27 protein-coding genes are annotated in these 24,248 nt (G+C 60.9%); 18 read left to right on the top strand and 9 right to left on the bottom strand.

Annotated features, from left to right (window positions below; genetic code table 11):
- Positions 1 to 8: 8 nt before the first annotated feature.
- From ACP7AP_RS06535 to ACP7AP_RS06500, 8 genes are all read left to right on the top strand, one after another.
- A complete protein-coding gene (locus ACP7AP_RS06535; protein WP_426033395.1) occupies positions 9 to 419 on the top strand; it encodes a GNAT family N-acetyltransferase in 411 nt (136 codons plus the stop codon).
- A 216-nt stretch (positions 420 to 635) separates the two neighbouring features.
- Positions 636 to 1,631, top strand: coding sequence for a BMP family lipoprotein (locus ACP7AP_RS06530; protein ID WP_426033394.1), 996 nt, complete (start codon positions 636 to 638; stop codon positions 1,629 to 1,631).
- A complete protein-coding gene (locus tag ACP7AP_RS06525; protein WP_426033393.1) occupies positions 1,631 to 3,271 on the top strand; it encodes an ABC transporter ATP-binding protein in 1,641 nt (546 codons plus the stop codon). The genes ACP7AP_RS06530 and ACP7AP_RS06525 overlap by 1 nt, the downstream gene beginning before the upstream one ends.
- Position 3,272: 1 nt before the next feature.
- Complete coding sequence (locus tag ACP7AP_RS06520; RefSeq protein ID WP_426033392.1) at positions 3,273 to 4,418, top strand: ABC transporter permease; 1,146 nt, start codon at positions 3,273 to 3,275, stop codon at positions 4,416 to 4,418.
- Complete coding sequence (locus ACP7AP_RS06515) at positions 4,418 to 5,386, top strand: ABC transporter permease (RefSeq protein WP_426033391.1); 969 nt, start codon at positions 4,418 to 4,420, stop codon at positions 5,384 to 5,386. Before ACP7AP_RS06520 ends, ACP7AP_RS06515 begins: the two co-directional genes overlap by 1 nt.
- A gap of 54 nt (positions 5,387 to 5,440) precedes the next feature.
- Positions 5,441 to 6,247, top strand: a complete 807-nt coding sequence (locus ACP7AP_RS06510) for a purine-nucleoside phosphorylase (RefSeq protein WP_426033390.1) — start codon at positions 5,441 to 5,443, stop codon at positions 6,245 to 6,247.
- Between the two features lie 77 nt (positions 6,248 to 6,324).
- Complete coding sequence (locus tag ACP7AP_RS06505) at positions 6,325 to 7,251, top strand: sulfite exporter TauE/SafE family protein (protein ID WP_426033389.1); 927 nt, start codon at positions 6,325 to 6,327, stop codon at positions 7,249 to 7,251.
- Positions 7,248 to 8,018, top strand: coding sequence for a TIGR02186 family protein (locus ACP7AP_RS06500; RefSeq protein WP_426033387.1), 771 nt, complete (start codon positions 7,248 to 7,250; stop codon positions 8,016 to 8,018). The genes ACP7AP_RS06505 and ACP7AP_RS06500 overlap by 4 nt, the downstream gene beginning before the upstream one ends.
- 149 nt (positions 8,019 to 8,167) lie before the next feature.
- Here ACP7AP_RS06500 and ACP7AP_RS06495 read toward each other — a convergent pair whose 3' ends face one another.
- Genes ACP7AP_RS06495 through ACP7AP_RS06485 form a run of 3 tightly spaced genes read right to left on the bottom strand, consistent with a single transcriptional unit; the run spans position 8,168 to position 10,418 of the window.
- Positions 8,168 to 9,475: an MATE family efflux transporter gene (locus ACP7AP_RS06495; protein ID WP_426033385.1), complete on the bottom strand. Its 1,308-nt coding sequence runs from the start codon at positions 9,473 to 9,475 to the stop codon at positions 8,168 to 8,170.
- Entirely contained in the window at positions 9,472 to 9,987 is a 516-nt protein-coding gene (locus tag ACP7AP_RS06490; protein WP_426033383.1) for a PaaI family thioesterase, read from the bottom strand. The genes ACP7AP_RS06495 and ACP7AP_RS06490 overlap by 4 nt, the downstream gene beginning before the upstream one ends.
- A complete protein-coding gene (locus ACP7AP_RS06485; RefSeq protein WP_426033381.1) occupies positions 9,984 to 10,418 on the bottom strand; it encodes a PaaI family thioesterase in 435 nt (144 codons plus the stop codon). The genes ACP7AP_RS06490 and ACP7AP_RS06485 overlap by 4 nt, the downstream gene beginning before the upstream one ends.
- A 127-nt stretch (positions 10,419 to 10,545) precedes the next feature.
- Here ACP7AP_RS06485 and ACP7AP_RS06480 point away from each other — a divergent pair, with 127 nt between their 5' ends.
- The 10 genes from ACP7AP_RS06480 (at position 10,546) to ACP7AP_RS06435 (ending at position 19,628) form a co-directional block, all read left to right on the top strand.
- Positions 10,546 to 10,929 (top strand): MerR family transcriptional regulator, encoded by a 384-nt coding sequence (locus ACP7AP_RS06480; protein ID WP_426033379.1) that lies wholly within the window; start codon positions 10,546 to 10,548, stop codon positions 10,927 to 10,929.
- Positions 10,930 to 11,042: 113 nt separating this feature from the next.
- Positions 11,043 to 11,444, top strand: coding sequence for a MerR family transcriptional regulator (locus ACP7AP_RS06475; RefSeq protein WP_426033377.1), 402 nt, complete (start codon positions 11,043 to 11,045; stop codon positions 11,442 to 11,444).
- Between the two features lie 61 nt (positions 11,445 to 11,505).
- A complete protein-coding gene (locus ACP7AP_RS06470; RefSeq protein ID WP_426033375.1) occupies positions 11,506 to 13,278 on the top strand; it encodes an acyl-CoA dehydrogenase C-terminal domain-containing protein in 1,773 nt (590 codons plus the stop codon).
- Positions 13,279 to 13,307: 29 nt separating this feature from the next.
- Positions 13,308 to 13,520: a hypothetical protein gene (locus tag ACP7AP_RS06465; RefSeq protein WP_426033373.1), complete on the top strand. Its 213-nt coding sequence runs from the start codon at positions 13,308 to 13,310 to the stop codon at positions 13,518 to 13,520.
- An 82-nt stretch (positions 13,521 to 13,602) separates the two neighbouring features.
- On the top strand, positions 13,603 to 14,238 hold the full coding sequence (locus ACP7AP_RS06460) for a glutathione S-transferase family protein (RefSeq protein WP_426033371.1): 636 nt from the start codon (positions 13,603 to 13,605) through the stop codon (positions 14,236 to 14,238).
- Positions 14,239 to 14,248: 10 nt separating this feature from the next.
- Complete coding sequence (locus ACP7AP_RS06455; protein ID WP_426033369.1) at positions 14,249 to 15,460, top strand: acetyl-CoA C-acetyltransferase; 1,212 nt, start codon at positions 14,249 to 14,251, stop codon at positions 15,458 to 15,460.
- Positions 15,461 to 15,462: 2 nt separating this feature from the next.
- A complete protein-coding gene (locus ACP7AP_RS06450) occupies positions 15,463 to 15,930 on the top strand; it encodes a hypothetical protein (RefSeq protein WP_426033367.1) in 468 nt (155 codons plus the stop codon).
- Entirely contained in the window at positions 15,917 to 16,387 is a 471-nt protein-coding gene (locus ACP7AP_RS06445; RefSeq protein WP_426033365.1) for a cupin domain-containing protein, read from the top strand. Before ACP7AP_RS06450 ends, ACP7AP_RS06445 begins: the two co-directional genes overlap by 14 nt.
- Positions 16,384 to 17,355, top strand: coding sequence for a cupin domain-containing protein (locus tag ACP7AP_RS06440; protein WP_426033363.1), 972 nt, complete (start codon positions 16,384 to 16,386; stop codon positions 17,353 to 17,355). Before ACP7AP_RS06445 ends, ACP7AP_RS06440 begins: the two co-directional genes overlap by 4 nt.
- Positions 17,352 to 19,628, top strand: coding sequence for a 3-hydroxyacyl-CoA dehydrogenase NAD-binding domain-containing protein (locus ACP7AP_RS06435; protein WP_426033361.1), 2,277 nt, complete (start codon positions 17,352 to 17,354; stop codon positions 19,626 to 19,628). The genes ACP7AP_RS06440 and ACP7AP_RS06435 overlap by 4 nt, the downstream gene beginning before the upstream one ends.
- Here ACP7AP_RS06435 and ACP7AP_RS06430 read toward each other — a convergent pair.
- The 6 genes from ACP7AP_RS06430 to ACP7AP_RS06405 form a co-directional block, all read right to left on the bottom strand.
- Positions 19,625 to 20,281 (bottom strand): sulfotransferase family 2 domain-containing protein, encoded by a 657-nt coding sequence (locus ACP7AP_RS06430; RefSeq protein WP_426033359.1) that lies wholly within the window; start codon positions 20,279 to 20,281, stop codon positions 19,625 to 19,627. The two genes, ACP7AP_RS06435 and ACP7AP_RS06430, sit on opposite strands and share 4 nt — an antisense overlap.
- A gap of 162 nt (positions 20,282 to 20,443) precedes the next feature.
- Entirely contained in the window at positions 20,444 to 21,388 is a 945-nt protein-coding gene (locus ACP7AP_RS06425) for a 2-hydroxyacid dehydrogenase (protein ID WP_426033357.1), read from the bottom strand.
- Entirely contained in the window at positions 21,388 to 21,753 is a 366-nt protein-coding gene (locus ACP7AP_RS06420) for a tRNA-binding protein (protein WP_426033355.1), read from the bottom strand. The genes ACP7AP_RS06425 and ACP7AP_RS06420 overlap by 1 nt, the downstream gene beginning before the upstream one ends.
- Complete coding sequence (gene proC, locus ACP7AP_RS06415) at positions 21,750 to 22,562, bottom strand: pyrroline-5-carboxylate reductase (RefSeq protein ID WP_426033464.1); 813 nt, start codon at positions 22,560 to 22,562, stop codon at positions 21,750 to 21,752. Before proC ends, ACP7AP_RS06420 begins: the two co-directional genes overlap by 4 nt.
- 106 nt (positions 22,563 to 22,668) lie before the next feature.
- Positions 22,669 to 23,172 (bottom strand): YbjN domain-containing protein, encoded by a 504-nt coding sequence (locus tag ACP7AP_RS06410; protein ID WP_426033353.1) that lies wholly within the window; start codon positions 23,170 to 23,172, stop codon positions 22,669 to 22,671.
- Between the two features lie 273 nt (positions 23,173 to 23,445).
- On the bottom strand, positions 23,446 to 24,243 hold the full coding sequence (locus tag ACP7AP_RS06405) for a DNA adenine methylase (RefSeq protein ID WP_426033351.1): 798 nt from the start codon (positions 24,241 to 24,243) through the stop codon (positions 23,446 to 23,448).
- Positions 24,244 to 24,248: the final 5 nt, after the last annotated feature.

Raw genomic sequence — 24,248 nt, 5'->3', positions numbered from 1 at the left:
CAGATCAGATGACCTTTGACGAAATGGCCGTCATTCATGCGGCGTGTTTCACCACACCAAAACCTTGGTCTGCGGCAGAGATTGCCAGCACGTTGGACAGCGCCTTGGTGTTTGTGCTGACGGAACCGAGCGGCTTTGTGATTGGCCGGGTGGTGGCGGATGAGGCGGAATTGATCACGCTTGCGGTAGACCCCAGTGCGCGCAAGCGGGGCACGGGGGGGCGGTTGGTGGATGGGTTTTTGGCCGAGGCCAAGCTGCGCGGGGGCGAATCAGTTTTCCTTGAAGTCGCGGCCAATAACCTGCCCGCGCAGAGCCTTTATGCCCGCAAAGGCTTTGAGCCGAAAGGCAAACGTCGCGGGTATTACCAAACCCCTGCGGGCGCGCGGCTGGATGCATTGGTGCTGGTACGGGCGATTTAGCGACCCGTTGCCGCCAAATTACTGACCAAATGGTATATTTCTCACTGTCGTCATGCGGCGGCGCTGTCTGCTTGCGCAAGCGTGCCACAGATTCCTGTTGACCCTCTCGCAAAGCGCTGTCCTAAATCCAGCACGACCCGCCGGGACGATGGCCACACTGGCTGCGCCGAGATGGGAAAACAAAAACGCTAACAACACGTAAACCGGGAGAAAACTATGACCCTGATGAAACACCTGCTGGGTGCAGCAGCGACTTTGGCGCTGACGGGCAGTGCGGCACTGGCGGAACCTGCGATCATCTTCGATCTGGGCGGCAAGTTCGACAAATCGTTCAATGAGGCGGCGTTCAACGGCGCTGAAAAATGGGCGAAGGAAACTGGCGGTACCTATAAAGAGCTGGAAATGCAGTCTGAAGCCCAGCGCGAGCAGGCTTTGCGGTCTTTGGCCGAAGATGGCGCGAACCCGATCATCATGACTGGCTTTGCCTTTGGTGATGTGCTGAACACCGTCGCCCCCGACTTCCCCGACACCAAATTCGGCATCATCGACATGGTGGTCGAGCAGCCGAACGTGAAATCGGTGGTGTTTACCGAAGATCAGGGCTCGTATCTGGTCGGGATGATGGCTGGTCTGGCGTCTAAGACCAACACCGTCGGCTTCATCGGCGGCATGGATATTCCGTTGATCCGGCGCTTTGGTTGCGGCTATGCGCAGGGCGTCAAGGCTGTAAAGCCGGATGCGACGGTTATTCTGAACATGACCGGGACGACTCCGGCGGCTTGGAATGATCCTGTGAAGGGCGCGGAACTGGCGAAGGCGCAGATCTCGCAAAAGGCCGACGTGATCTATGCGGCGGCAGGCGGCACCGGGGTTGGCGTGTTGCAAACGGCAGCGGATGAGGGGATTCTCTCAATCGGCGTCGATAGCAACCAGAACTACATGCATCCGGGGCAAGTGCTGACCTCGATGATGAAGCGGGTGGACAACGCGGTTTATGAGGCGTTCAAAGAGGGCGTCGATCTGAAGCCCGGCATCAATGTGATGGACCTTAAGGCGGGCGGCGTTGGCTATGCGATGGACGAAAACAACGCCAAGCTGGTGACGCCGGAAATGCAGGCTGCTGTCGATGCAGCGGCCGAAAAGATCAAATCGGGCGCGTTGGTGGTGCATGATTACATGTCCGACAACACCTGCCCGGCTGGGTCGTTCTGATGGGGCTTTCGAGCAATGGGGGGCGGCAGGCAACTGCCGCCCTCTCCCCTTATGCGATTGAACTCAAAGGCATCTCGAAGGCCTTTGGCCCGGTGCAGGCCAATAAAGACATTAATATCGCGGTGCCGCGCGGCACGATTCACGGCATTATCGGCGAGAATGGCGCGGGCAAATCGACGCTGATGTCGATCCTGTACGGCTTTTACCGCGCTGATGCGGGCGAGATTTTTATAAACGGCAAGCTGACCCCGATCCCCGACAGCCAGAGCGCCATTCGCGCCGGTATCGGCATGGTGTTCCAGCATTTCAAACTGGTGCAGAATTTCACGGTGCTGGAGAATGTGATCCTGGGGGCCGAGGATGGCCCGATGTTGAACACCTCGCTGGCGAAGGCGCGCAAGGTTCTTGGGGACTTGTCCCGCGAATATGAGATGGATGTCGACCCGGATGCTTTGATCGAAGACCTGTCGGTCGGGCATCAGCAGCGGGTGGAGATTTTGAAAGCCCTGTATCGGCAGGCCGATATTCTGATTCTGGATGAGCCGACCGGGGTGTTGACCCCGGATGAAGCCGACCATTTGTTCAGGATTCTGAACGGGTTGAAGGAACAAGGTAAGACCATCATCCTGATCACCCACAAGCTGCGCGAGATCATGGAGGCGACGGACAATGTCTCGGTGATGCGGCGCGGTACGATGGTGGGGACGGTGAAGACTGCGGACTCATCGCCCGAGGCGTTGGCCGAGCTGATGGTGGGGCGCAAGGTTCTGCTGGAGGTCGAGAAGGTTAAGGCGACACCGGGGGCGGTGGTGCTGGCGGTGGAAAATCTGCGGGTGAAGGACGAGAACGGGGTCGAGCGGCTGAAGGGCGTCAGCTTTGAGATCCGGGCGGGCGAGATTTTGGGCATCGCGGGGGTGGCGGGCAATGGCCAGTCAGAACTGCTGGAGGCTTTGGGTGGCATTGCGCGGGCGACCGGGCGGATCACGCTGAAAGGGGCGGATTTGCCGCTGGTGGGGTTGGCGGCGAATGGGCAGACGCGGCGTGAGGCCGGGATCGCGCATGTGCCGGAAGATCGCCAGCATCTGGGGCTGATCATGGATTTCTCGGCTTGGGAAAACGTGGCGTTCGGCTATCACAACGACCCGAAGTATCAGAAAAACGCGCTGTTCATGGATAATGACGCTTTGCGCCGCGATGCCGAGGCCAAGATGGCGACCTTTGACGTGCGGCCGCCGAATTGCTATCTGGCCGCGAAGAATTTCTCGGGCGGCAATCAGCAAAAGATCGTGGTGGCGCGCGAGATGGAGCAGAATCCAGACCTGTTGCTGATCGGCCAGCCGACGCGCGGGGTGGATATTGGCGCGATTGAGTTCATCCATAAACAGATCATTGCTTTGCGCGACGCGGGCAAGGCGATTTTGCTGGTCTCGGTGGAACTGGATGAAATCATGTCCCTTTCCGACCGGATCGCGGTGATGTTTGACGGCCATATCATGGGCACGGCGGACCCCGAGACCACGAATGAGCGCGCGTTGGGGCTGTTGATGGCGGGTGTGTCGGATGCGGCCACATCTGGCGTGGGCAAATCGGACGTGGGCAAATCTGGCGTGGGCAAATCGGACGCGGGCGGGAAGGTTTGAGATGAAAAGACTACCGCAATGGGCCGATGTGGTGTTGGTGCCGCTGATCTCGCTTTTGCTGGCGGCATTGGTTGCGGCGATTGTGCTTTTGGCGATTGGGCAAAGCCCGACGAAGGCGCTGGGGATCATGGTTGAGGGGGCGTTTGGCTCGGCCAATGGCTGGGGCTATACGCTGTATTACACCACCTCGTTTATTTTCACCGGGCTGTCGGTGATCGTGGCGTTTCATGCCGGGCTGTTCAATATCGGTGGGGAGGGGCAGGCGCAGTTGGGCGGGCTTGGCGTGGCTTTGGTGTGCCTCGCGCTGCCTTGGCCGCATTGGACGCTGGCGCTGCTGGCAGCAACGTTGGGCGCGGCGCTGTTTGGCGCGGCTTGGGCGGCTATCCCCGCGTATTTGCAGGCGAAACGCGGCTCTCATATCGTCATCACCACGATCATGTTCAACTATATCGCCAGCGCCTTGATCGTCTACATGCTGGTCGATGTGCTGCGGCCTGCGGGGCAGATGGACCCGGCCTCGGCGCGGTTCCCGGAAGGCGCAAAGCTGCCCGCAATCAGCGATATGCCTTATATCCGCGAGTTTTTCGCCAAGCTGAACGCCGATGGCACGCCAAAGCTGACCAAAGCTGGCGTGGCGATGTATTCCAACGTGCCTGCGAATGTGACGCTGTTTATCGCGCTGGCGGCTTGCGTGGTGGTGTGGCTTTTGCTGTGGCGGACGCGGCTCGGCTATCAGATCCGCGCGTTTGGCAAATCGGAGGCGGCGTCGAAATATGCCGGGATCAATCCGGTGAAGATCACCATGATCGCGATGCTGATTTCGGGCGGTTTGGCGGGCATGATGGCGGTCAACAACGTGATGGGGTCGGCAGAGCGGCTGTTGCAGAACTCGGCAGAAGGCGCGGGGTTTATTGGCATTGCAGTGGCGCTGATGGGGCGCAATCATCCGCTGGGGGTGTTGCTGGCGGCGCTGTTGTTCGGGTTTTTGTATCAGGGCGGGGCGGCTTTGGGGCTGAACACAACCATTCCGATCGAGATGCGGATCGTGGTGCAAGGGCTGGTGATCCTGTTCACCGGGGCGCTGGATCAGATGGTGCGGATGCTGCTGGTCTGGGTCTTTGGCTTCGGGCGAAAGGCGGTGGCGTGATGGATTATGAGACGCTGATGCAGATTTTGGGATCAACCGTGCGGCTGGGCACGCCGCTGTTGTTGGCCTGCCTCGCGGGGTTGTTTTCCGAACGCGCCGGGATTTTCGACATCGGGCTTGAGGGCAAGATGCTGGCGGCGGCAATGGCTGCGGGGTCGGTGGCGGCAATGTCGGGCTCGGCTTGGGTCGGGCTTTTGGCGGGGATTGGCGCGTCGCTGATTTTCGCGATGCTGCATGGGGTGGCCTCGATCACTTTCCGGGGCAATCAGTTGATCTCGGGCGTGGCGCTGAATTTCCTGTCGTCAGGGATCACGGTGCTGGTGGCGCAGGCGCTGTTTGGCCAAGGCGGGCGGACGCCGCCTTTGGCTGGCGACGCGCGGTTCAACCCGATCACTTTGCCCTACGCGGAAAGCCTCAAAGACGTGCCTTTGATTGGGCCGCTGTATTATGAGGTGATTTCGGGTCATTCGATCTTGGTCTATGCGGCGATGGCTTTCGTGCCGCTGTCTTGGTGGGTGCTGTACCGGACGCGGTTTGGTCTGCGGTTGCGCGCGGTGGGCGAAAACCCGGCGGCGGTGGATACGGCGGGGATCTCGGTGGTGGGCCTGCGCTATGGCGCTTTGGCAATCACCGGAGTTTTGTGTGGCATCGCCGGGGCTTACATGGCGACGGCTCTGCAAGCAGGCTTTGGGCGTGAGATGACGGCGGGGCGGGGCTATATTGCGCTCGCCGCGCTGATCTTTGCCAAATGGCGGCCTTGGCAGGCTTTGGGCGCGACGATGCTGTTCGGGTTTTTTCAAGCTTTGGCCTTGCGTCCCGATGTGGTGGAGCGCGTGGCGCAATTCAAAGTCCCGGTCTCTCTGTTGGATGCGCTGCCCTATATCCTGACCGTGCTGGTTCTGGCAGGTTTTGTCGGCAAAGCCATCCCACCGCGTGCAGGTGGCGAGCCCTATGTGAAAGAACGCTGAGAGGGGGTCCGGGGGATGCGAAATCCCCCGGCGCTTGGCAGTAAAGGATAACCCATGACCGATCAAACAGCGGCTCTTGTCGCCGAAATCCAAGCCCGTGCGGGCAGCGCCCCGGTCAAGCTGGGCCTGATCCTCGGCTCGGGTCTGGGCCATCTGGCGCAAGCGGTGCAAGGTGTCGCGATCCCTTACGCCGATCTGCCGGGGTTTCCGCATGTCGGGGTGTCGGGCCACAACCCCAATCTGGTGATCGGCGATCTGGAGGGCGTGCGCGTCGCGGTGTTCGGTGCGCGCGAGCATTACTATGAGAACGGAAATTCAAGCGCGATGCGGTTGCCACTGACGGTGCTGAAAGCCCTCGGTGCCGAGGCGCTGATTGCCACCAATGCGGCGGGGTCTTTGCGCCCCGATATTCGCCCCGGCGATCTGATGCTGCTGCATGATCACATCAACTTCTCGGGGCTGAACCCGCTGATCGGCGAGAAAACCGATGCGCGGTTTGTGCCGATGACCACAGCGCATGATGCGGGTCTACGCGCCGGCCTGAAAGCCTCGGCCCAAGCCGTCGGCGTGGCCCTGCCCGAAGGCGTTTATGCGTGGTATTCCGGGCCCTCGTTTGAAACCCCTGCCGAAATCCGCGCCATCAAGATCCTTGGCGGCGATGCGGTGGGGATGTCGACGGTGCCCGAAGTGATCCTCGCCCGCTTCCTAGGCCTGCGGGTGGCAGCGATTTCCAGCATCACCAATATGGCCGCTGGCATGAGTGACGAGCAGATCAGCCATGAGCATACCAAGGCGATGGCACCGTTGGGTGCGGCGAAACTGGAACAGGTGCTGCGTCATTTTCTGCGCACGCAACTGTGAGCCCCACAAGGGTTTGACAAGCCTGCCAAACCCGCGCAAGGCTTGAGGAAATCCACTCCTTTCCGGGCCTTGCGCCAATGCAAATCTACCTCCCCATTGCCGAGGTTTCGATCAACGCCTTCCTGTTGTTGGGATTGGGCGGCATGGTCGGATTTTTGTCGGGGATGTTTGGCGTCGGTGGCGGCTTTCTGATCACGCCGCTGTTGTTGTTCGTCGGCGTGCCGCCCGGTGTGGCGGTGGCAACCGGGGCCAATCAGGTTGTGGCCTCGTCTATTTCCGGCGTGCTGGTGCAGATGAAGCGCAAGGGCGTCGATTTCCGCATGGGGCTGGTGCTGCTGGCGGGCGGTTTTGTGGGCTCGTTCATCGGAGTGCAGGTGTTTGCCTGGATGACGGCTTTGGGGCAGATCGACCTGTTTGTGCAGTTAAGCTATGTGCTGTTTCTCGGCCTGATCGGCTCGATGATGTTCGCCGAAAGCACGCGGGCGCTGATCCGCGCACATCGGGCTGGCGCTGCCGCACCAATCCGGCGGGCGCATGTTCACACTTGGGTGCATAAGCTGCCGTTGCAGATGAAATTCCGCGCCTCCGGCCTCTATATCTCGGTGCTGCCACCGCTGGCGATTGGCGCGGGGGTGGGGTTTCTGTCGGCGATCATGGGGGTGGGCGGCGGTTTCATTCTGGTGCCGGCGATGATCTATCTGCTCGGGATGCCGACACGGGTGGTGGTCGGCACCTCGCTGTTCCAGATCATTTTCGTCACCGGTTTTACCACGATCATGCATGCGATCAACAGCCAGACCGTCGATATGATGCTGGCGTTTCTGTTGATCCTGGGCGGAGTGATCGGCGCACAGATCGGCGCACGTCTGTCGACCCGGCTGAAGGCGGAACAGTTGCGCATTATGCTGGCCGTGCTGGTGCTGACGGTCAGCTTCAAGATAGCACTTGATCTGCTGTTGCAACCGGCCGAGTTGTTCTCGGTGACACCCGGGCTGTTGCCATGATCCGCGCGCTGATCCTGCTGCTGGCGCTCACCGGGACTGCCCTGACCAATGCTGCGCAGGCCAATGAGGCTTTGGTCAGTGGCCTCAGCCAGAACCGGGTGCAGATCACCGCGAATTTCGATGGCTCGGAGATTCTGATCTATGGCGCGGTGAAGCGCGACGCCCCGGCCCCCAAAGGCCCGCCGCTGGAGGTGATCGTGACGGTCGAAGGCCCCAGCACCGGGCTTATCATCCGCCGCAAGGAACGCGTCGCCGGGATCTGGCTGAACCGGTCTTCCGTCACGGTCGATGCCGCCCCCAGCTTTTACGCAGTGGCGACCACCGACAAACTGGACAAGATCCTGTCTGGCACCGAGGATCTGCGCCACCATATCACCATCCCGCAGGTGATCCGCGCCGTAGGCATCAGCGATGAGGCCGAGAACGCCCCGGATTTCGTCGCTGCTTTGGAACGGATCAGGCTGGATGAAAGCCGCTACCGCATCGCCGAACGCTCGGTGCAACTAGCCGATGAGACGTTGTTTCGCACCGATATCGCCCTGCCCGCTAACCTGACCGAAGGCAATTACAAGGTGCGGCTGTTCATCCTGCGCGGCGGCGTGGTGCTCGATACCCAAGAACGCCTGATCGCGGTGCGCAAGGCTGGGCTGGAACGCTTTCTCTACAACCTAGCGCATCAGCAACCGCTGCTGTACGGCGTGCTGTCGCTGGTAATGGCGGCGGTTGCGGGCTGGGGTGCGTCCGCCGCGTTCCGGTTGATACGCTGAGACCTCCACGCGCCCGCTTCAAATTGCTCTTTTTGAAATACTCCCCCCGGAGGGTCCAACCTCTCCACACGCGCACCGCATCAGACTATCCCCCGGCAGAGCCGCCGCGTGGTGCCTCGATGGCACCCAAGGCGGCACCCCGGTTCAGCTCAGCGCAACGCCGCAGGCAAAGCCCGCCATAGCGTCAGCGCCCGCAGCACATTCAGCAGCATCAGGGCGGCCCAAAGCCCATGATTGCCCGCCAAGGGGATCAGCACGACAAGCCCCAAAGCATAAAGCGCCACGGCGATCAGCATCGCCCGCAGCATCGCCCCGGTCAACAAGGCGCCGATGAACACCCCGTCCAATATCCAGCTTGCCACGCCCAGCAGCGGCGCGGCCACCAGCCATGGCAGGTAGCGCCCCGCCTCGGCCTGCACATCCTGCGCCGTGGTCATCACCCCAATGATCTGGCCGCCAAACACCGCAAACAGCAGCGCCATCAGAGCCGCCCCGGCAAAGCCCCATCGCAGTGCAATCACTTTGGCGCGGCGGGCCTGCGGCCAGGATTGCGCGCCGACCGCTTGACCCACCAGCGCCTCGGCGGCGAAGGCGAAGCCATCGAGCGCATAGGCGGTCAGTTGCAGAAACTGCATCAGCACATGATTGGCCGCCAGCGTCACATCACCAAAGCGCGCGCCCAAGAACACAACGCTGGTGAACGAGAGTTGCAGCAGCACCGAGCGCCCCATGATGTCGCGGCTGGCGTGGAACATCGCGCGCAGGGGGGCAGCGTGGAACACCCTGCCCCAAGCCTCACGCAGCACCGCGCCGAAACCATCGCGCGCCAGCCACAAAGCCAGCGCCAGACCCGCCCATTCCGCAATCAGAGTCGCGGTCGCGACACCGCCGACGCCCCAGTGCAGCCCCAGCACAAACCACAGGTTCAGCGCTACGTTCAGCCCGTTTTGCACCAGTTGCAGCACCAACACCGCCCGCGTGCGCTCTAGGGCTATCAGCCAACCGGACAGCGCATAAAGCATAATCGTGGCAGGTGCGCCCCAGATGCGGATGCCAAGGTAGGTGCGGGCATAGCCCTCTACTGCGTCAGAGGCTGGCGCGGCTTGAAACGCGGCCCAGAACAGCGGCGCTTGCAGGGCAATCAGCGCCAGACCCGCAGCAGCACCGATCAGCAAAGCCCGCAGCAGCACCGCGCTGCGTTCGGCCAGATCGCCCGCGCCCTGCGCTTGCGCGGCAAGGCCCGAGGTCGACATCCGCAGAAAACCGAAGATCCAATAGAGCGTGGTCAGGATCACCGCGCCCAAACCGACCGCGCCCAACGGTGCCGCCTGCCCGATCTGACCGATCACCGCCACATCGACCGCGCCGAGCAGCGGCACGGTGGCATTGGCGATCACGATGGGAAAGGCGATGCGCAGCAGGCGTTTGTGGCTGATCTCGGCGGTGGTTGCGATCACGCGCCGCCGTCCCCAGCGTCTTCCGGCATCAGGCAATGCACCGAGCCCAGCGCGAAGGGGCGGGCGTGGTTGTCTTGCCAAGCCTCAACCTGCACTGAGGCAAAGCGGCGGCCGGAGCGGTTGACTTTGGCGCGCGCGTAGCAATCGCGCGGCAGACCCGCCCGCAGGTAATCGACGGTGAAATCTATGGTTTTCGGCAGGGGCGGCAGTTGGCCTGCGGCTACTAGTGCGGGGTCGATACGGCCCGCCTCCAGATCGTCCCACAGGCTGGACCATGCCAGACCGATCAGCGCGGTGACTTCCAGAAACGAGGCCGTCACCCCGCCATGCAATGCGGGCAGGCTGGGGTTGCCGATCAGCATTTCGGAATAGGGCAGCCAAGCGGTCAGCTCATCGCCGCGGCGGTCAAAGCGGATGCCGAGGAATTGGATATAGGGCACCGCCTCCACCAATGCCGCCAAAGCGCTGTCGCGGCGGGATTTGACTTCGGCGACAGGTTCGGGGCGCTTCATGGCAACGCTTCCTTCGGTCGTTCCAGCGTGAAAGCGCCGGTGCCCATTGCCACTGGGCGCGCTGTGTCCTCATCAAAGGCCGTCACGCGAACGAAGGCGACCGATCGCGTGACATGATGACATTCCGCCCGCGCGGTGATCGTCTGGCCGGGGGTGGCGGGGCGCATGTAGTCGATGCGCAGATCCAAGGTGGCGGTAGAGGTGGGTGCAGCCGGATGGCTCATCACCGAAGCCCCTGACGCCGTGTCCATCAGCGCCGAAATTGCGCCGCCATGCAGCACCCCCGTTGCCGGATCGCCGACCAGCCGGGCGTCCCACGGCATGGTGATGGTGGCGCGGCCCGGCCCCAGTTCGGTCAACTCCATGCTCAAAGCGCGGGAAAACGGCAGGGCTTGGATGAATTGGCGCGCGATGGTGAGGATATCGGTCATGCCGCCATAATCTCGCGCTGCGCGGCAAGTGCAAGGCCCAGCGTGGAAATCTTGTGGGCTCGGTTCTTTCCCCAAGTTCTTGCGCCCCAGCCAGCCAGCGCTTAATCTCCCGAAAGGGAGGCCGCCGATGACCGAGACTCACCTAAGTTTCAAAGAGATGTGCGCGAAGTTCGAGGTCACGCCCCGCACGTTGCGCTATTATGAGTATATCGAGCTGCTCTCGCCGGAAAAGGATGGCCGCGCGCGGTTTTATGGCGCGCGCGAGGTGGCACGGCTGACGCTGATCCTGCGCGGGCGGCGGTTTGGCTTTAGCCTTGAGGAAATCCGGCAATGGCTGCTGATTTATCGGCAGAAGGGCACGCAGACTCAGTTAGAGCAGTGGTTGGGGCTGGCGGACCGGCAGTTGGCCGATCTGAGCCGGCAGCAAGCCGAGTTGGAAACCAGCATCAGCGATCTGCGGGCGTTGCGTGACACCGCTGCGGCGGAAATCCGCAAATTGACCGAGATTTGACATCACGTCACGCACAACTCTGACGTGACGTTACATTTACGTTAACGTCAAGCACTCTACTATGATGGGCGCAACACCCCCATCTGCCCGGTAGTGTTTGTCGAGGAAGTGCCATGAGCTTGAGCGAAACCGAAACCCTGTCGATCCGCCAGATGTGCGACACCTATCAGGTGACCGCCCGTACCTTGCGGTTTTATGAGGCGAAAGAACTGCTGTCGCCGATCCGGGCGGGCAGCAGGCGGCTTTACACCAAACAGGATCGCGCAAGGTTGCAACTGATCCTGCGCGGCAAGCGCTTTGGCTTCTCGCTGGAGAATATCCGCCAGTTGCTTGATATGTATAACAGAAATGGCAGCAATCAGGCACAACTGGCCCGGACGTTTGATCTGGGCCAAGACCGTCTGGCGCAGATGCAGGCGCAACGCGATGAGCTGAGCATCGCCATCGCCGAGTTGGAAACCGAATTACAAAGTGCCGGGACGGCTTTGGCCGCCTTCCGCGCGGCGGCCGAATAAGGCCCAGACAATTAAGCCCAGACCACGCCTATCACAGACAGCCGAATTGAGGAGTAAGGCCATGACCACCTACACAGCCCCGCTGAAAGACATGCAGTTTCTGCTGCATGATGTGCTCGGGGTCTCTGGCCGCGATATTCCGGGGTATGGCGATCTTGATGCGGGGTTTACCGCAGCGGTGTTGGAGGAGGCGGGCAAGCTTGCCTCTGACGTGCTGGAGCCGTTGAATTCGGTAGGTGATCGGGAAGGCTGCGTGTTGGAAAACGGCGTGGTGCGGACGCCAAAGGGCTTTAAGGCGGCGTTTGACGCGATGAAGGCTGGCGGCTGGACCGCGCTGGATTGTGACCCGGATTATGGTGGTCAGGGCCTGCCTTACGTGATGGCGACGGCGGTGGGCGAGATGTTTGTCTCGGCCAATATGGCGTTCAACATGTATCAGGGCCTTACCCACGGCGCTTATTCGGCGATCCATGTGCATGGCACGGCGGAACAGAAGGCGACCTATCTGCCGAAAATCGTCTCGTGCGACTGGACCGGCACGATGAACCTGACCGAGCCACATTGTGGCACCGATCTGGGGCTGATGCGGACCCGTGCGGAACCGCAGGCGGATGGGTCGCATAAGATCACCGGCACGAAGATTTTCATCTCGGCAGGCGAGCATGATCTGGCCGAAAATATCATTCATCTGGTGCTGGCGAAGGCTCCGGGCGGCGGCGAAGGCACCAAGGGGATTTCGCTGTTCATCGTGCCGAAGTTTTTGGTCAATGCCGATGGCTCTTTGGGCGCGCGCAATGGCGTGAGCGTTGGCAAGGTCGAAGAAAAGATGGGTATTCACGGCAACGCGACCTGCGTGCTGAATTATGACGGCGCGGTGGGCTACCTTTTGGGCGATCTGCACAAAGGCATGCGCGCGATGTTCACCATGATGAACGAGGCGCGGCTGGGCGTTGGCCTGCAAGGCTATGCAGTGGCCGAGGCGGCGTATCAGAACGCCTTGGGTTATGCCAAAGATCGCTTGCAGGGCCGCGATGTGACCAGGGCGCAGAATCCCTCCGGTCCGGCGGACCCGCTGATCGTGCATCCCGATATTCGCCGCAGCCTGATGGATCAGAAAAGCTTTGTCGAAGGTGCGCGGGCGTTTACCTATTGGGCGGCCTTGATGATCGACCAGTCGGTGCGGTCAGGAGATGCAGACGCCGAAGGCTTGGTGTCGCTGCTGATCCCGGTCCTGAAGGGCTTCCAGACCGACCGCGGCTTTGAGATGGCGGTGCAGGCGCAGCAGGTTTGGGGCGGCCACGGTTATATTGAAGATTCTGGCATGTCGCAATTTGTCCGCGATGCAAGGATCGCGCAGATTTATGAGGGTGCCAATGGCGTGCAGGCTTTGGATCTGGTGGGGCGGAAGTTGGCCACCGATGGCGGCAAGCATGTGATGGCATTTTTTGCTTTGATCAAAGGCTTCATCAAGGAAAATGAAGGCGATGCGCGCATGGTGCCCTATCTGGACCCGCTGAAAGCGGCGTCAAAAGATGTGCAGGCGGCGGCGATGTTCTTCATGAATACCGCGATGAAGAACCCCAATGCGGCGCTGGCGGGATCTTATGATTTCATGACCATGACGGGGCATACCTGTCTGGGGCTGATGTGGGCGAAGATGGCGAAGGCAGCCTTTGCGGGGCTGGATGCCGGCGGCGATGCCGATTTCCTGAACGCCAAACTGGCCACCGGGCGCTATTACATGCAGCGGCAACTGCCCGCGACGGCGCTGCATCTGGCGCGGATTAGCACCGGGGCCGATCCGGTGATGGCGCTGGCGGCTGAGGCGTTCTAAGCTTGCGCAAAGGTCACCGGAGTTAGCCCATGCCGAAACGCTTCCGCCTCACCCGCCGCTTTCCGGTTGCCATGACCGAGGACGGCTACCGCCGCCTGAAGAGCTTCGCCAAAGAGGCGGGGCTGGATGAGGGCGAGGCTCTGTCGTTTCTGTTTGAGAATTACTCATCGGTGATCAACCACGTCAATCTGACCCACCGGCTGCGGCTGTTCAATTCAGAGGTAGACGCGCGCAAGACCTGATCGCTTTCACATTGGCCTAAATATTCCACGGGGGTGTGGGGGTGTGAAACTCCCACTCCGCCCTTCCCGGAAAGGGACCACGATGACCGCAAAACTCTACTGCTTTGGCGAATCCGGCAATGCCTATAAGGTGGCGCTGGCGCTGACCTTCGCCGATATCGAATGGGAGCCGGTGTTTGTTGATTTCTTCAACGGTGCCACCCGTACCCCGGAATTTCGCGCGCTTAATGCGATGGGCGAAGTCCCGGTTTTGGTCGATGGCGAGACCACGCTGACGCAATCGGGGGTGATCCTGGATTATATCAGTAGCAAAACCGGCAAGCTGGGGGGCAAATCTGCGGCGGAGCGGCGCGAGGTGTTGCGCTGGCTGTTTTGGGACAATCACAAGCTGTCGACGCAGATCGGCACCGCACGGTTTTTGGCAAATTTCGTGCCGGAAGAAAAGCGCCCTGCCGGGGTCATCCCTTTTCTGCACAGCCGTTTGAAGACGGCTTACACCGTGCTGAACACCCATCTTGAGGGCCGCAAATGGGTGGCTGGTGAAGCGATGACCATCGCGGATTTATCGTGCGCAGGCTATTTGTATTACCCCGAGCCGTTTGGGTTTGACCGTGCGGATTGGCCCCATATCGACGCTTGGCTGAACCGCATTGCGGCGGTGCCGGGCTGGAAACATCCCTATGATCTGATGCCCGGCAAACCGTCTGACCGGGTATAAGGAGTACATCATGACCGACGCTTTTATCTATGACGCCGTGCGCAGCCCGCGTGGCAAGGGCCGCCCGGATGGGGCGTTACACGAGCTGACCTCGGTGGCGCTGTCGGCGAAAATTCTGGATGCGATCCGCGAGCGCAACGGGCTTGTGGGCCATGCAGTAGAGGATGTGATCTGGGGCAATGTCACGCAGGTGGGCGAGCAGGGCGGCTGTTTGGCACGCTCGGCGGTGCTGGCTTCGGGGTTGGATCAGTCGATCCCCGGCCTTGCGATCAATCGTTTTTGTGCCAGCGGCATGGAGGCGGTGAATTTGGCCGCCAATCAGGTGAAGGCAGGCGCAGGGGCGGCCTATATCGCGGGCGGGGTTGAGATGATGGGCCGGGTTGCAATGGGCTCGGATGGGGCGGCGATTGCGGTGGACCCGTCTTTGGCAATGAAGACCTATTTCGTGCCACAGGGGATTTCGGCGGATATTATCGCGACCGAATACGGTTTTACGCGCGAGATGGCCGATGCTTTGGCAGTGGAATCGCAGAGCCGGGCAGCGATGGCTTGGGCCGAGGATCGGTTTGGCCGCTCGGTGATTGCGATTAAGGACCAGAATGGGTTGACCATCCTGGACCGTGACGAATACATGCGTCCGGGCACCGATATGGCGACCCTCGGCGCGTTGAAACCGGCGTTCAAGGATATCGGCGAGACGATGCCCGGCTTTGATAAGATTGCGCTGATGAAATATCCGCATCTGGAGCGGATCAACCATATCCACCATGCAGGCAATTCCAGCGGTATCGTTGATGGGGCTGCGGCCTTGCTGATTGGAAATGCCGAATTTGGCCATGCATATGGGCTAAAGCCTCGGGCGCGTATTCGGGCGACGGCGAAGATCGGCACTGACCCTACGATCATGCTGACCGGGCCGGTGCCTGTGACGGAAAAGATCCTGCGCGATGCCGGGATGGCGATTGGCGACATTGATCTGTTTGAGGTCAATGAGGCTTTCGCGGCGGTGGTGCTGCGGTTCCAGCAGGCGTTTGATGTCGACCCCAGCTTGGTCAACGTCAATGGCGGCTCGATTGCTTTGGGGCATCCTTTGGGGGCGACGGGCGCGATCATCATCGGCACTTTGCTGGATGAGTTAGAGCGCAGCGGCAAGACTGTTGGTTTGGCCACGCTGTGCATTGCCTCGGGTATGGGGGCGGCCACTATCATCGAGAGGCTCTGATCATGCCTGAACTTGCTTTTGCCGCCATAGGAGATCTTTTGACGCAGGCGTTGATCGGCGGCGATTTCAGCATTTACAGCCGCCTGTTTGACTTGCCCGTCAATATGAAACCACGCTTTGATTTGTCGTATGTGATCGAAACCGAGGCGGCATTGCGGGTCGATTTCGAACTTTTCCGCCGCAACCTGCACGGGCACGGCGTGACGGATATTTTTCGCCAAATTGTTGATATCACCACACTCGATCCACAACATGTCAAGGTGCGCGTTCTGTCTCATATCATGGCGCGCGCGCAGCGCATTGTCGATCCGTTTGAGGTCGCGTTCTGGCTGTCGGAGCAGCCCGATGGCTGGCGGATTTATGAAGTTGAAAGCGTCGGCGGCGATGTCAACTGGACGCTGGGGCGGACTGAGACCAAGGCAGAGAAGTCTGATTCCACCGTGAAAGGTGAGGGCGATGCCAAAGCTTGATCTGACAAAAGTGCCGGTGAAAACCGGCTCGATCTATCCTTCGCCCTATGCCGAGATGATGGCGGGGCGCAGCAGTCTGCGTCTGGGCGATGCAGGCGGGTTAACGCAGTTTGGCGTCAATCTGGTGATTTTGCAGCCGGGGGCTTTGTCGTCATTGCGGCATTGGCATCTGGTTGAAGACGAGTTCGTCATGGTGACGCAAGGAGAGTGCGTGCTGGTGCAAGATGCGGGCGAGACGCTGATGGTTGCGGGCGATTGCGTGGCGTTTCCAGCGAATGTGCCGGACGGGCATCACTTCCTCAACCGCTCGGGTGCGGTGGCGCAGTTTCTGGTGGTAGGCTCGAAATCCAAGCGCGAGGTGGCGACCTATTCCGATGTTGATCTGGTGCTGACGGTGGAGGCTGGGCAGGCCAGCTATGCCTATAAAGATGGCAGCCCTTGGGAGGGACCGCGATGATCGTTGATGCAAGACTTGCGCCAGTTGATAACCGCGAAGGGGTCAGTACTTTGCGGCTTTCAGTGGCGGGTGGGCTGACGCACTTTGGCGCTTATGTTGAGACTTTGGCACCGGGGGCGTGGTCTTCGGATCGGCATTGGCACTCGGCTGAAGATGAGTTTCTGTTTGTGCTGGAAGGGCTTGGCTGCTTGCATGATGAGGCTGGGATGCAGGATTTACACCCCGGTGATGCTGTGTGCTGGCGGCATGGCGCGCGGAATGGGCACCGGGTTGGTAACCGCTCGGACGCAGCCCTGCGCTATCTGATCGTGGGGACGCGTGTGCTGGGGGATGTGTGTTCCTACCCGGAGTCGGGGCGCAAACAGGTGAATTCGGCGACCCGTTGGCAGGTGTTGGACGCCGATGGAGCCGAGTTGCGTGGCGGCGATTTACCTGCGGAGTTGCTGGGATTGCCTGCGGTTTGGGGGCAGGATTATGATGGGTCCGTGCGCCCAAATGTGCTGCGCGCGGCAGAGCGGGTTTGGGTGTTGGAGCAGGGTTCTCAGCATCCCGTGCTCGGCGGCGATCTCGGCGATTACTGGCACGCGATCTTGGGCGATGCGGGCGGGCTGTCGCAGTTCGGCGTACATTTGGAACGCTTGCCACCCGGCGCGCGCTCTAGCTTCCGGCATGGGCATGAGGCCGAGGATGAGTTGGTGCTGGTGCTGTCTGGCCATCCGACTCTGATTGAAGACAGCGAAACGCCGCTGAACCCCGGCGATATGGTGTGCTGGCCTGCGGGCCAGCCCACGGGCCATCAGTTGCACAACCGCAGCGAGGCGGACGTGGTCTATCTAACCATTGGCACCCGCCTGCCCCGCGATATCATTCACTATCCCGATCACGATCTGATCACCCATAAAGACGGCGCGGCCCGGCGCTATACCTATGCCGATGGCCGACCCCGCAGTGCAGGAGAGCGCAAATGACTGATTTCACCATGGCCGTTGATGCCGATGGCGTGGCCACGATCACTTGGGATGTGGTGGCCAAGTCGATGAATGTGATGTCAACGGCGGCTTTTGGGCTGCTGAGTGGGTTGGTGGATCAGGCTTTGGCCGATCCGGGCGTGAAAGGGATCATCATCACCTCTGGCAAGAAAGATTTTGCCGGGGGGATGGATCTGAACGTGATTGCCGAAATGCGGGCCGGGGGGGCTGCGGCGATTTTCGACGGCGTGATGACGATGCATAAGGTTTTGCGCAAGATCGAACTGGCCGGGATGGACCCGAAGACCAAAAAGGGCGGCAAGCCGATTGTGGCGGCTTTGCCGGGAACGGCGTTGGGCATCGGGTTAGAGCTACCGCTGTCGTGTCACCGCATCATTGCGGCGGATAATCCGAGGGCGAAGATCGGGTTGCCCGAGATCATGGTGGGGATTTTTCCGGGGGCCGGTGGCACCACCCGGCTGGTGCGCAAGCTGGGCGCGATGATGGCGGCGCCGTTCCTGCTGGAGGGGAAACTGTCGGACCCGAAGGCCGCGAAGACGGCTGGGTTGATTGATGAAGTGGTGTCCCCCGAAAACCTTCTATTTCGAGCCAAGCAGTGGGTTCTCGCCACGGCTGGAGTCATTCCGAACGAGAAAATCGAGGTCTATCCGCGCCAACTGACAGACCCCAAGAATCCCGAGTCCAACCCGGTAACGATGCCAATGGGGAACGATACACTCGTCAAGCCGTGGGACGATAAGGGTTATAAAATGCCCGGCGGCGCGCCGTATCAGCCTGCCGGGTTCATGACCTTCGTTGGCGCAAGTGCCATGGTTCTGGGCAAGACGATGGGGGTGTATCCTGCGGCTAAAGCCTTGCTAAGTGCGGTCTATGAGGGCGCTTTGGTACCGTTTGACGTGGCTTTGCGGATTGAGGCGCGGCAGTTCACCTCGGTTTTGCTGAACCCGTCGTCCTCGGCGATGATCCGCAGCCTGTTCATCAACAAAGAGGCTTTGGAGAAGGGCGCGAATAGGCCCTCGGTGGCCGATCAGTCGGTGAAGAAACTCGGCGTAATCGGCGCAGGCATGATGGGGGCCGGGATCGCCTATGTCGCGGCTTTGGCGGGGATTGAGGTGGTGCTGATTGATGCGGCTCAGGAGAGCGCGGATCGCGGCAAAGCCCATTCGGCGGATCTTTTGGACAAAGGGATTCAGCGCCGCAAAGTGACGGTGGAGAAGAAGGCCGAAGTGCTGGGGCGGATTACGGCGACCACCGATTATGCGGTGCTGAAGGGTTGCGATCTGGTGGTTGAGGCGGTGTTTGAAGACCCGAAGGTGAAGGCCGAGGTGACGGCACGCGTCGAGGCTGCGGTGGGGGCGGAATGTATTTATGCCTCCAACACCTCCACTCTGCCGATCTCGGCGCTGGCGAAGGCGAGTGCGCGGCCCGATCAGTTCATCGGCATCCACTTCTTCAGCCCCGTCGATAAAATGAACCTGGTCGAGATCATCAGGGGTAAACAAACCGGGGATCGCGCGGTCGCCAAAGCATTGGATTTTGTGCGCGCCATTCGCAAGACGCCGATTGTGGTAAATGACGCGCGGTTCTTCTACGCCAACCGCTGCATCATTCCCTACATCAACGAGGGTATTCGGATGGTGGCGGAAGGTGTGGAACCGGCGCTGATCGAGAATGCGGCTAAGCTGGTCGGCATGCCCTTAGGGCCGCTGCAACTGGTTGATGAAACCTCGATTGATCTGGGCGTGAAGATCGCCAAGGCCACCCGCGCCGCGATGGGCGATGCTTACCCGGATGGCGCGGTGGATGCGGTGCTGTTCTGGATGGCCGATCAGGGCCGGATGGGTAAGAAGGCCAATGAGGGCTTCTATGCCTATGATGCGGCAGGCAAACGTGAGGGGCTGTGGGACGGGCTGGCGGCAGAATATCCGCATAAAGCCGACCCGGAACTGACCACGGTGCAGCACCGCTTGCTGATGGCGCAGGTGCTGGAGGCGGTGCGGGCGCTTGAAGAAGGCGTATTGACCGACATCCGCGAGGGCGATGTGGGCGCGATCCTTGGCTGGGGCTTCGCACCATGGTCGGGCGGGCCGTTCTCGTGGCTCGATATCATCGGGGCTGCGCGCGCGGTGGAGATTTGCGAGCGGTTGGTGGCGGAGTTCGGGCCAAGGTTCGAGGCCCCTGCCCTGCTGCGCGAGATGGCAGCCAAGGATGAGCGCTTTTACGGGCGGTTTGGCGCACAAAAGGCGGCTTAGTCGGGATCGAAGCGATAGCCGAAGCGTATGATATCCTCGGCGCTGATGTGCGAGATCAGATCAGCGTCAGCATCCGAATAAAACCCGCGCCAGTCGCGGGCGCGGTCCGATGCGTTGGCTTGCGGCAAGGGCGTCAGGCGAAAGCCGACATGCGCCTCAAACCGCGCCAGATCGGTGTCGAGATGCTCCAGCCGCGCGTAAAGGCTGGCGCGTTCAAACCCCAGACGGTCGCGCATATAGGCGGTATAGGGCCAGAGGCTGAAAGCAGTGCGGGTCTGGGCATGGTTGAGGAAGCCACTGAAATCATGCGACTTTGCCAGACCCACTGCGGGATGGGCAAAGTTTTGCCCGCGCAGCCAGTAATAATAGCTGACCGCGCGATCCCACGGGTTGCGCACCAAGGTCAGGGTGAAGAAATCGGCAATCTCATCATCCGTGGCGAGGCCAGCGATATCGGACAGCGTCGAATGTTTCCACAGCCGTCCCGCTGATTTCACGCCTTTCAGCCGGGCTTTGCGCGCCCGCGCCTTGGGGGTATCGCCGATCAGGATATCATCCTTCATCGCGCGATCTTCCAGCGCAAGGCTCAGCGCTGTGCCGCCGGTTTTGGGGATATGCACGAAGATAAAGCGCCGCCCGTGCGAGATGATCATGGCGTGACCTGCTCAGTGGGGCCGTTTTCGCGGGCATCGAGCCCGCTCCCCCGGCTTTGGCGCTTGGATTTGCTCTTTTGAAAAATACTCCCGCCGGAGGCTTCTGAGATTAGCCGCAGAGCCTCCGGCGGGGATATTTGAGCAGAGAGGATGAGCATGGCGCTAGACTCGGTTGGGCAGGGGTTGCCCGTCAAGATACGCGATCAGATTGGCGACGGCCATCATGCCCATCGCAGTACGGGTTTCCAGAACGGCGGTGCCAAGGTGGGGCAGCAGGGTGACGTTTTCCAAACCGAGTAAGGCGGGAGTGATTTGTGGCTCATGCTCATAGACATCAAGACCCGCTCCTGCGATTTGGCCGATTTGCAGGGCGATGGTGAGGGCGGCTTCATCCACCACATCACCGCGCGCGATATTGATCAGGATGCTATGCGGGCCCATTCGGGCCAACGCTTCGGCTTTGATCAGATGGCGGGTGGCGGGGCCGCCGGGTACGGCGATGACCACGAAATCGGCTTGCAGGACTTGCGCCAGCGAAACCTGCTGCGCGGGGACGCCTGCATCTGTGGCAGATCGGTTGTGGTAGATCACCCGCATATTGAAGCCATGATGGCAGCGCTGCGCTATGGCGCGGCCAATGCGGCCCATGCCAATGATGCCGACGGTTTTGCCCGACACAGGCGCGCCCAGAAGTTGCGTTGGATGCCAGCCCTGCCACTGGCCTGCGCGCAAGATGCGCTCGCCTTCACCCGCCCGCCGTGCGGTCATCAGCAGCAGGGTCAGGGCCACATCGGCGGTGGCATCGGTGACCGCGCCGGGGGTGTTGGTGACGGCGATGCCAAGTGCAGCGGCGGCATTGGTGTCGATGTGGTTGAAGCCGACGCCGAAATTGGCGAGCAATTTCGCCCTTGGGTCGGGCACGTCGGCGAAGACCTCGGCTTTGAACAGATCACCCAAGGTGGGCAGCACCACGTCGTAATCGGTGAGGGCGGCGCGCAGTTCGGCAGCATCAAGCGGCAGGGTGCTTGCCCGCGCCGTCACCTCAAAACGGGCGTGGGCGGCGGCCAGCACGGGGGCGGGCAAAGGGCGGGTGATCAGCAGTTTCATCAAAACAGCTTCCCGCCCAAAGGCACGTCGTGGCCGGGGCCAATCAGCACGACCTCACCCGTCGCATCGGGCACGCCAAGTACCAGCACTTCCGAGATCATTTTGCCGATCTGACGTGCGGGAAAATTGACCATCGCCAGCACTTGCCTGCCGACAAGCGCCTCTGGTGTATAATGTTTGGTGATCTGGGCCGAGGAGCGTTTCTCACCAATTTCGGGGCCAAAATCGAGCCAAAGCTTGTAGGCCGGCTTGCGGGCCTCGGGGTAGGCTTCGGCGCGGGTGATGCGGCCGACGCGGATCTCGACCTTCTCGAAGTCGGCATAGCTGATCTGGGCTAAGGTAGTTTGTTGGGGGGCATCCGTCATTTGCCAAGCTCCCTGCCCCGGTCGGCGGCGGCTTTGACGGCGCGTTGTAGCAGGGGGGGAAAGCCTGTATCCGGGTCCATCAGCACCGCCAAAGCCGCCGCCGTGGTGCCGCCCGGAGAGGTGACGTTGATGCGCAACTGGCAGGCGGGCTCATTGGATTGATAGGCGAGTTCACCTGCGCCACAAACGGTGGCGCGGGCCAGTCTCATCGCGATGTCTGGCGACAAGCCCTCGACCTCACCCGCGGCTGCCAGTGCCTCGATCAGATGGAACACATAGGCCGGGCCCGAGCCGGACACCCCGGTTACAGCGTCAATCTGATGCTCGCCGTCGAGTTCCACCACTTCGCCGACGGCCAGCATCAACTGATGCGCAAGCGCAAGGCCATCAGCCCCGGCATGGGTATTGCCGCAGATGCCAGTAATGCCGCGCCCGACCATCGCGGGAGTGTTCGGCATGGTGCGCACGATCGGGGTGCGGTCGCCTAAAGCCGCCTCAAAGGTCGCGATTGAGGTGCCAGCGGCGATCGACACGAACAGCGTCGTCCCATTGCCCAAGGCTTGCAGCGCGGGCAAGGCTGCGCCCATCATCTGCGGCTTGACCGCCAGCAGGGCGACGGTGGGGGCTGGCGGCATGCCTTGGTTCAGATGCACACCCGTAGCCTTCAGCCAATCGGTGGGGTGCGGCTCGATCACCCAAACGCTGGTTGCAGGTACCCCCGCCGCCAACCATCCGGTCAGCAGCGCCGTGCCCATCTTGCCACACCCCAGCAGAACCAGCCCATCGCGGGCCACCACATCCAGCACCATCAAAAACTCCCCTTTTGCGGAGAGGTTAGTGTGGTTTGCCATGACATTGAATCAAAAATCGCGCTAAATTGCGACTAAGATTTGGGCCACAGGAATCGCAGACAGATCACGCCCGCCCGTAAGCCTCGGCAATCGCGACTTTCATCGCATCGGCGGGAGATTTGTCGGCCCAGGATACCAGCTGAAACGCCGGATAAAACCGCTCAGACGCGGTGATGGCGCCGGAAATCAGCCGATCAATCTGCTCGGGGGCCACCATTTGCCCGCCGGCAAGGCAGAGGCCATAGCGGAAAACCATCAGCTTTTGTTCGGCCCAATAGGTGAAAGCCCCGGTCCAGACCATATCATTGCAGCGGTTCAGCACGTCGTAGAGGGCTGCCATTTTATCGATTGGCGGCTCCATCTCAAAGGTGCATATCAGCCGCAGGGTTTCGTCCTGCGCCGACCACGCGAGGGTCAGCGCATAGGTACGCCACTGGCCCTCGACCGCCATCGCGATCTGATCATCAGTGACGCGATCAAACTCCCAATCATGGTGGGCGGCCAGATTTTCCACGATGTCGATCGGATGAAGATCGTCACTCAGCAGGTAATCTTCGGAAAATGACATGGTCAGGCCTCACTATAAAGCCCCAGAGACGATACCGTCCCCTATGGGCTGGGCGCCCGGCAACCAACAGCGTAACCCGGCATTGCCCTTACTAGATATAGTGTGGCTATGGGGGAAGCCTGTAAAGCAAATTGTGGGGAAATCTTCTGTGGACAAAAGTTTGTGTGTGGCGTGACAGCAAAAGCTGCAGCGTTTGACAGCATAACCTGCAGCAACGCGATTTTGAAGCGCGCTAACGGGACCGTCAAGTCCCGCCTGCAGAGCGTTCTAGCGTCAAACGCCGCCTAGGTCACAGTTCGATATCAGCACCTCCGCCCGCTCCGGTGCCGCCCCTTTTGCCGCGATCGTGTAGGTGGTTTTCACCTCACGGAATCGGAAGGCTTTAAAGGTTTCGCGCACACCTTCAACGTCGTTTAAAGACAGTATGAAACGCCCCTTTAAAGCCTCCAAAACCGTGGCAAGTTCTTCGAACCGTTCGCGACTGAACAGCGCCTTGCCATAGTCGCCCTCGCAGCCCCAATAGGGCGGATCGAGGTAGAACAACGTCTCCGGCCGATCCACGCGGCGGATGAAATCGGCGAAGTCCATGCACGTCACCGTCACCCCCGAAAGTCGGCTGTGAAGCGCTTCCAAATCAGTCTCCAGCGTGGTCAGATTGAACCGCCCCGGCCGATCAGTAGATAGTCCAAAGTTCTTGCCAGAAACCTTGCCGCCAAAGGCCAGCTTCTGCAGGTAAAGGAAGCGCGCCGCACGCTGCAAATCGGTCAGAGTCTCAGGGTCCACATCGACCAGCCGGTTGAAGTTTGCCTGCGTGGTGATCTGGAATCGCAGCATGTCAAGGAAGGCGACGTAATGCTCCTGCAGCACCCGGAACAGGTTGTAGACGTCGCGGCCGCGATCATTGATGAACTCAGCAGACGGACATCGTGTCCGCCGTAGGAAAATCCCGCCCATGCCGACAAAAGGCTCGGCATAGGTGCGGTGCTGGGTGTCGTTGTCGATCAGTGCGCAGATGCGTTTAGCAAGGTTGCGCTTGCCGCCCAGCCACGGGGCAACCGGGCGGACGGGCATGATCG

Source organism: Cypionkella sp. TWP1-2-1b2 (assembly GCF_049896245.1).
GTDB lineage: Bacteria > Pseudomonadota > Alphaproteobacteria > Rhodobacterales > Rhodobacteraceae > Cypionkella.
This window is presented reverse-complemented; position numbering and strand designations above follow the sequence as displayed.